The sequence below is a fragment of the Massilia sp. CT11-108 genome, assembly GCF_047302915.1.
GTDB classification, from domain to species: Bacteria; Pseudomonadota; Gammaproteobacteria; order Burkholderiales; family Burkholderiaceae_D; genus Telluria; species Telluria orientalis.
Map to the genome: position 1 here is coordinate 1 of NZ_JBKYMO010000505.1, position 3,874 is coordinate 3,874.

3 protein-coding genes are annotated in these 3,874 nt (G+C 68.9%); 1 reads left to right on the forward strand and 2 read right to left on the reverse strand.

Translation table 11 applies throughout. From position 1 onward, the window contains the following. On the forward strand, positions 1-2,572 hold a 2,572-nt coding region (locus ACEN88_RS26295), incomplete at its 5' end, for an Ig-like domain-containing protein (protein WP_413344405.1). 7 nt (positions 2,573-2,579) lie between these two features. Here ACEN88_RS26295 and ACEN88_RS26300 read toward each other — a convergent pair. Then, the gene (locus ACEN88_RS26300) at positions 2,580-3,521 is read right to left on the reverse strand and encodes an RluA family pseudouridine synthase (protein WP_413344407.1); all 942 of its coding nucleotides are present in this window, start codon (positions 3,519-3,521) and stop codon (positions 2,580-2,582) included. An 18-nt stretch (positions 3,522-3,539) separates the two neighbouring features. Further along, on the reverse strand, positions 3,540-3,874 hold a 335-nt coding region (locus ACEN88_RS26305), incomplete at its 5' end, for a M48 family metalloprotease (RefSeq protein WP_413344409.1).

Consider the following 3,874-nt stretch of genomic DNA (forward strand, 5'->3'; position numbering starts at 1 on the left):
CACCGCCACCGTCGCGCTGGACGGCGGCGCGCTGGTCAGCGGCGGCAGCGTCGGTCTCACGGTGCGCTTCTCCGCGGCGGTGACGGCGCTCGACGCCGCGGCCCTCGACACGCCGCACGCCGCGCTCACGAACCTGCACCACTCGGACGACTACCGGACGTGGTATGCGACCCTGTCCGCGGCCGACGCGGGCATCGTCGACAACACCAACACCGTCGGCGTCGATCTGACGAAAGTGCACGACACGCTCGGCAACGCGGGCAACGGCACGGCCAGCTCCGGCAACTACACGTACGATACGACGGTGGCCGCCTACATCTCGGGGCTCTTCGTCAGCGACGAAGGTCCGTATGCCGACGACGGCATCACGAACAGCGGCGGCGAATACGCCTACGGCTATTTCATCGGCACCCTGGCCGGCAACCAGCAGCTGAAGGTGATGATCGACGGACAGGAAGTGGACCCGTACGGCCTGCACGTGTACTCGGCGGAAGGCGGCAGCACGTACTGGAATTACGCGGGCGAAGCGTACCTGCCCCCGGGCGTGCACACGTACACCGCGAGCATCGTCGACGACGCCGGCCATGCCAGCGCCACGGTGTCGAAGCAGTTCACGATCGACCTGACGGCGCCGAACGTGACCGGCTCTCCCGACGGCAGCACGGCGTTCGACGTCGCGGGCGACCTCGTCCTCACGTTCGACAAACCCGTGTACTGGACGAGCGGGGAAAGCAGCTACGACGGCCTGCAGCTGTACGACTTCGACGACGCCAGCATCGACATCCCCCTGACGGAAGCGAACTTCTCGGCCGACCACAAGACCATCACGCTCACGGCCGACGAGCTGCACCTCGGCTCGGGCAACGACTATTCCCTCTACCTGCCCTACGCGCTGACCGACCTGGCCGGCAACCAGGTGGCGGAGCACAGCATCGTCTTCCACACGGCCGGCACCTACGTCGACGTGACGGCGCCGCGGGCGATGAACCTCCGGGCCGACGTGAGCGGAGGCGACTACGGCGTCGGCGCAACCATCGGGATCCGCGTGACGTTCAGCGAACCGGTCGACGTGCGCGGCGACCCCGGCCTCGAACTCAACAACGGCGCCTTGGCCAGGTTCCGCGGCATGAGCGACGACCACCGCAGCGCGCTGTTCGAGTACACGGTGGCGGCCGGCGACAACGACGTGGGCAGCCTGAACTTCGTCACCAGGGGCGATCTGACGGACCATTTCGCGGACGGCGCCGGCAACGTGCTCGACCTCGCGCACATCACGTACGGCTCCCTCGGCGACTCCGACGGCTACGGCGGCACGATCCGGATCGACACGCACGCCCCGGGCGCCCTGCCCGCGCCGACGCTCGCCGCCGCATCCGACACCGGCACCGCCGGCGACAACGTCACGAGCGTCGTGGCGCCCACCATCGCGGGCAGCGGCGCCGAACCGTGGGCCGAGATCGCGCTGTACGTGGGCGACCGCCTCGCGGCCAGCGGCTGGGCCGACGGCGACGGCCACTGGAGCATCGACAACGTCCTGCTGGGCACCAACGGCACCTACGCGGTCAAGACCGTCCAGTACGACGCCGCGCATAATGCGAGCGCGCCGTCGCAGCCGCTGACGATCACCGTCGCCGGCTCGACCGCCGCGGGTGCGACGTTCGCGCCGGGCTCCGACAACGGCCTGTCCTCCAGCGACACCATCACGAGCATCGCCGCGCCGGAACTGACGGGCACCGTGGCCGCCGGCACCCAGGTGACCGTGTGGGACGGCGACACGAGCCTGGGTTCCACCACCGCCGGCGACAACGGCGTATGGCATTTCTCGCCCCTGTGGAACCTCGCGAACGGCCAGCACACGATCACGCTGGAACTGCAGGATACCGGGGGCAACGTGACGCCGCGCGACCTGTCGGTCCCGTTCACCTTCACGGTCGACGCCATCGAACCGGACGCCCCGGGCCAGCCGGTGCTGGCGGCGGCGAGCGACACGGGCGTCTCGTCCTCGGACGGCATCACGAACGACACGACGCCCACGCTGACCGGCCTTGCTGCGGAAAGCGGCGGCCGGATGCTGGTCTACGACGGCGCGGCCCTCGTGGGCGGGGCCGACGTCGGCAATAACCGGAGCTGGACGGTCACGCTCGGCGGCGGCGGGCCGCTCACGGACGGCGTGCACACGTTCACCGTGGTCCAGGAAGATGCGGCCGGCAACCAGGGCGCCGCATCCGCGCCGTTGTCGGTCACGATCGACACGACGGCACCGACGGTGGCATTGACCCAGTCGACCAGCAAGGCGGGGGCGAACTGGCACAGCCTGACGTTCAGCGAAAAGATCGTGTTCGCGCAGAACGGCACGGTCGACGTGCTCGACAGCGGCAATCACGGGCGCTCGCACCATGCGTGGGACGTGTTGACCAACTGGGACATCGCGAACGGGAACACGCTGGAACTCAACCTGGGCACGCTGAACGGCGTCTACCACCTCACGGTGAACGGCAGCGCGATCGAGGACGTGGCGGGGAACGTCGCCATCGTCGGCAGCGACACCTTCGGCGTCGGGCCGACGGCCTGACGGACGATCAGGGCGCGGGCCACTCCAGCGCGCGGCCGCTTGCGAAGCTGCGCGCTGCTCCCGTGAGCGGATCGTCGAACGCGATGGACCGCGCCAGCAGTTGCAGCGGCGCGGAGAAATCGTCGCCCTTGCACGGCAGCGCGACGGGATAGAAGGCGTCGTTCAGGATCGGCACGCCCAGCGACGCCATGTGCAGGCGCAGCTGGTGCTTGCGGCCCGTGTGCGGATGCAGGCGGTAGCGCGCGACGTCGCCGCGCGTTTCCAGCAGCTCGACGAACGTCTCGGAATTCGGCTCGCCCTCTTCTTCGCGCATCACGAAGAACTTGTCGCCGTCGACCATGCGGCTCCGGTAGGTGAACGGGAAGTCGCGCCCGTGCAGCACCGGTGCCAGCGCCTCGTACACCTTGCGGATGCTGCGCTTCTGGAACATCGACTGGTACGTCCCGCGCGTGGCCAGGTTGTGCGAGAAGATGACGACGCCGGCCGTCTCGCGGTCGAGGCGGTGGATCGGCGTCAGGTGCGGCAGGTCGAACTTCTGTTTCAGGCGCACGAGCAGGGTCTCGCGCAGGAAGCGCCCCGTCGGAATCATCGGCAGGAAATGCGGCTTGTCGACGACGAGCAGGTGCTCGTCCTGGAAGATCACGCTTTCCTCGAACGGAATCGGCGTCTCGTGTTCCAGCTCGCGGTAATACCAGATGCGCATGCCCTGGCGTACGTGGCTTTCCGCCTGCAGCGGCGTGCCCTGCGCGTCGACGACGTCGCCGCGGACGAGGCGCTCGGCCCAGGACGGGCCGGCGATGGCGGGAAAACGCGCCTCGAGGAAGGCCAGCATGCCGCCGGTCCGGGTTTCCGTGATCCACAAATAGCTGGGCGCCACGCCGTCCCGCACCGGCAGCGGCACGACGGCGTTGGCCGCGGCCTGGTGGCCCTTCCTGACGAAACGTGCCATCGATTCCTTATTTATTCATCAGCGTTGCGCAACGTTGGAACGGTAAGGCGGCAACCGGTTGACCGACACGCCCTTGCTGCGCGCGTACAGCGGCAGCAGCACGTTCATGTGGCTATCGATCTGCTCGATGCGCTCGCTGCCGCCCGGGTGCGTGGACAGCAGCTCGATCGGCGCGCCGCTCTGGTTCAGCGCCGCCATCTTGTTCCACAGCGCGATGCCGGCACGCGGGTCGTAGCCGGAGCGCGCGGCGATGTCGAGGCCCACGAGGTCGGCCTCGCGCTCCTCGTCGCGCGAGAATTTCAGCACGAGGAGCTGGCCGGCCGCGTTGGTCGCGCCGCGCTGTCGGCCTGGCT